Genomic DNA, 3,767 nt, shown 5'->3' on the forward strand with positions numbered 1-3,767 from the left:
TGGGGGCGTCAGAGGCCGGAGAGGCGTTGGCCGGCTCGGACCACGGCCATCGCGTGGCGTTCGCCGGGGCGGCGTCCGAGGCGCTCGATCGGGCCGGAGATGCTGATCGCGGCGATGACCCGACCGGTGCGGTCGCGGATCGGCGCCGAGACGCTCGCCACACCGGCCTCCCGCTCGGCGACGCTCTGTGCCCAGCCCCGGCGGCGTACCTCGGCCAGGGTGCGGCCGGTGAACTTCGACCGGGGCAGCAGCGGCATCACGGCCTCGGGCGGCTCCCAGGCGAGCAGGATCTGCGCCGCGGAGCCCGCCGTCATCGGCAGCACCGAGCCGACCGGCACGGTGTCCCGCAGGCCGCTGGCCCGCTCGGCGGCGGCCACGCAGATGCGCTCGTCGGCGCGGCGCAGGTAGAGCTGGGCGCTTTCGCCCGTCGCGTCCCGCAGCGCCGCCAGCAGCGGCTCCGCCGCCGTCAGGAGCACGTCCGGGGCGGCATTGGCGAGCTCACCCAGGCGCGGGCCGGGACGCCATCGACCCTGGGTGTCCCGGACGAGCATCCGGTGGATCTCCAGCGCCTGCGCCAGCCGGTGCGCGGTGGCCCGGGGCAGCTTGGTGCGTTCAACGAGTTCGGCCAGGCTGGCGCCGTCGACGCAGGCGGCCAGGATGACCACCGCCTTGTCGAGAACGCCGACACCGCTCATACTGTGTCCCACAAGCCGAAACTTACCTCCCAGAATTTAGGATGTCCAGATGGTGGGAGTCACTACTACCGAGCCGAGGACCCTGGCCGAGAAGGTCTGGGACGCGCACGTCGTACGGTCCGCCGAGGGCGAGCCCGATCTGCTCTTCATCGACCTGCACCTGCTGCACGAGGTGACGAGCCCGCAGGCCTTCGACGGGCTGCGCCTCGCCGGGCGCCGGGTGCGCCGCGCCGACCTCACGCTCGCGACGGAGGACCACAACACCCCGACGGGGTACGCCGACCCGTCGTTCCGCCTGCGGCGCGGCGACCTGCTCACCATCGCCGACCCGACCTCGCGTACGCAGATCGAGACGCTGCGCCGCAACTGCGCCGAGTTCGGGGTGCGGCTGCACCCGCTGGGCGACGAGAACCAGGGCATCGTGCACGTCATCGGCCCGCAGCTCGGCGTCACCCAGCCCGGCATGACCATCGTCTGCGGGGACTCGCACACCGCCACCCACGGCGCGTTCGGCGCGCTCGCGTTCGGCATCGGCACGAGTGAGGTCGAACACGTGCTGGCCACCCAGACGCTGCCGCAGAGCCGGCCGAAGACGATGGCGGTGAACGTGACGGGGCAGCTCGGTCCCGGGGTCACCGCCAAGGACCTGGTGCTCGCGCTGATCGCCCAGGTGGGTACGGGCGGCGGCCGCGGGCACATCGTCGAGTACCGCGGCGAGGCGATCCGGTCGCTGTCCATGGAGGGGCGGATGACCATCGCCAACATGTCGATCGAGTGGGGCGCCAAGGCCGGCATGATCGCGCCGGACGAGACCACCTTCGCGTACCTGAAGGGGCGGCCGAACGCCCCGAAGGGCGCCGACTGGGACGCGGCGCTGGCCTGGTGGCGGACCCTGCCCACCGACGAGGGCGCCACCTTCGACGCCGAGGTGACCCTGGACGCCGGCGCGGTCACCCCGTTCGTGACCTGGGGCACCAACCCGGGCCAGGGTGCGCCGCTGGGTGCCGTGGTGCCGACCCCGGAGGAGTTCGTCACCGAGGCCGAGCGGACCGCCGCCCGGCGCGCGCTGGAGTACATGGACCTGCGCCCCGGCACCCCGCTGCGCGACCTCGCGGTCGACGTGGTCTTCGTCGGGTCCTGCACCAACGGCCGGCTGGAGGACCTCCGGGCCGCCGCCGACGTGTTGCGCGGGCAGCGGGTCGCCGACGGGGTGCGGATGCTGGTCGTGCCCGGCTCCGCCGCCGTGCGCGAGGCGGCCGAGTCGGAGGGGCTGGACAAGGTCTTCACCGACGCCGGCGCCGAGTGGCGCTTCGCCGGCTGCTCCATGTGCCTGGGGATGAACCCGGACACGCTCTCGCCGGGCCAGCGCTCCGCCTCCACCTCCAACCGCAACTTCGAGGGCCGCCAGGGCCGGGGCGGACGCACCCACCTGGTCTCCCCGCCGGTCGCCGCCGCCACCGCCGTGGCCGGCCGGCTGGCCGCTCCCGCCGACCTGTAGAAGGGCACCCAGATGGAGAGGTTCACCACCCACACGGGCACCGCCGTGCCGCTGCGGCGATCCAACGTGGACACCGATCAGATCATCCCCGCCGTGTACCTCAAGCGGGTGACCCGGACCGGTTTCGCGGACGGCTTGTTCAGCGCCTGGCGGGAGGACCCGGAATTCGTGCTCAACGATGAAACCTATTCGGGTGCGTCGATTCTTGTGGCCGGTCCGGAGTTTGGCACCGGCTCCTCCCGGGAGCACGCCGTCTGGGCGCTGCGCGACTGGGGGTTCCGTGCCGTGATCGCGCCCCGCTTCGGCGACATCTTCCGGGGCAACGCCCTCAAGGAGGGGCTGCTCCCGGTCGAGCTGGAATTGAAGGCGGTCGAGGAGATCTGGGACCTGGTGGAGGCCGACCCGACCACCCCCGTCACCGTGGACCTGACCGCCCGCGAGGTGCGTGTCGGTGAGGCCACCTGGTCGTTCCCGATGGACGACTTCAGCCGTTGGCGGCTGCTGGAGGGCTTGGACGACATTGGACTCACCCTCCGCCACGAGGCGGAGATCAGCGCCTTCGAGGCCGCCCGGCCGCCGTTCCTGCCCTCGGTCGCATAGCCGTACGCCCGATCCCACAGCGGTTTCCGCCCCCGCCGGTCTCACCGGTGGGGGCGAATCCGTTACGACACAAGGGCTTTTTTCGACCGAATGTTTGTGTCCCGGCAGCACAGGGCATACCGTGCGCGCAGAATGGCTCGCGTCGAGTCAGTTGCACAATCGGGAGGAAGTCGTGAACAAGGCCGAGCTCATCGAGGCGCTCGCCGTTCGCCTGGGGGACCGGAAGACGGCGACGGCCGCGCTCGACGCGGTCCTCGCTGAGGTCCAGGCGGCGGTCACCAAGGGCGAGAAGGTGGCGATCACCGGATTCGGAGCGTTCGAAAAGCGCGTCCGGGGCGCCCGAACAGCGCGCAACCCACGGACCGGCGAGGCGGTGAAGGTCAAGAAGACATCCGTCCCGACCTTCCGTCCCGGCGCCGGCTTCAAGGAGATGGTGGCCAGCGGCAAGGTGCCGAAGGCCACGGCGGCGGCGAAGAAGACCACGGCTGCCGCCGCCAAGACCACGTCCGCCACCAAGACCACCGCGGCGGCCAAGACGACGGGTGCCAAGGCCACCGGGGCGAAGGCCACGGGTGCCAAGGCCACGGGTGCCAAGGCCACCGGAGCCAAGGCCACCGGGGCCAAGGCAGCGGGCGCGAAGGCGACCGGGACCAAGGCGACCGGGACCAAGGCGACCGGGACCAAGGCGACCGGGACCAAGGCGACCGCGGCGGCCAAGAAGGCCCCCGCGGCGAAGGCGACCAAGACCACCGCGGCGAAGAAGACCGCGACCACCAAGGCCGCCCCGGCGAAGAAGACCACCGCGGCGACCAAGGCCACGGCGGCGAAGAAGACCACCGCGACGGCGAGCAAGAGCGCGGCGGCGAAGAAGGCGCCGGCAAAGAAGGCGGCGGCGAAGAAGACCGCCACCAAGCGCTGACCCTGGCGGTACGACAAGGGCGTCCACCGACGGTGGGCGCCCTTCGCCGTGTCCA

The 3,767-nt window shown here is 72.0% G+C and carries 4 protein-coding genes; 3 read left to right on the forward strand and 1 reads right to left on the reverse strand.

Features of this window, described 5'->3' with window-relative positions; translation table 11 throughout:
• Positions 1–8 precede the first annotated feature (8 nt).
• Positions 9–695 carry an IclR family transcriptional regulator gene (locus tag F6X68_RS31485; protein WP_013284529.1) on the reverse strand — a complete coding sequence of 229 codons (687 nt, stop codon included), beginning with the start codon at positions 693–695 and terminating at the stop codon, positions 9–11.
• Between the two features lie 49 nt (positions 696–744).
• Between F6X68_RS31485 and leuC the strand changes: the two genes are divergently transcribed.
• The 3 genes from leuC (at position 745) to F6X68_RS31500 (ending at position 3,712) form a co-directional block, all read left to right on the forward strand.
• Positions 745–2,193 (forward strand): 3-isopropylmalate dehydratase large subunit, encoded by a 1,449-nt coding sequence (gene leuC, locus F6X68_RS31490; protein ID WP_151457653.1) that lies wholly within the window; start codon positions 745–747, stop codon positions 2,191–2,193.
• A 12-nt stretch (positions 2,194–2,205) separates the two neighbouring features.
• Positions 2,206–2,793 carry a 3-isopropylmalate dehydratase small subunit gene (gene leuD, locus F6X68_RS31495; protein WP_151457654.1) on the forward strand — a complete coding sequence of 196 codons (588 nt, stop codon included), beginning with the start codon at positions 2,206–2,208 and terminating at the stop codon, positions 2,791–2,793.
• A gap of 172 nt (positions 2,794–2,965) precedes the next feature.
• Positions 2,966–3,712 (forward strand): HU family DNA-binding protein, encoded by a 747-nt coding sequence (locus F6X68_RS31500; RefSeq protein ID WP_192581622.1) that lies wholly within the window; start codon positions 2,966–2,968, stop codon positions 3,710–3,712.
• The last annotated feature ends 55 nt before the right edge of the window (positions 3,713–3,767 follow it).

The sequence above is a fragment of the Micromonospora sp. AMSO12t genome (assembly GCF_008806585.1).
Lineage (GTDB): Bacteria > Actinomycetota > Actinomycetes > Mycobacteriales > Micromonosporaceae > Micromonospora > Micromonospora reichwaldensis.

Bases quoted from the DNA above. Each gene is read 5' to 3' on its own strand.
- F6X68_RS31485 (WP_013284529.1), bottom strand. From the start codon at position 695: ATGAGCGGTGTCGGCGTTCTCGACAAGGCGGTGGTCATCCTGGCCGCC.
- leuC (WP_151457653.1), top strand. From the start codon at position 745: ATGGTGGGAGTCACTACTACCGAGCCGAGGACCCTGGCCGAGAAGGTC.
- leuD (WP_151457654.1), top strand. From the start codon at position 2,206: ATGGAGAGGTTCACCACCCACACGGGCACCGCCGTGCCGCTGCGGCGA.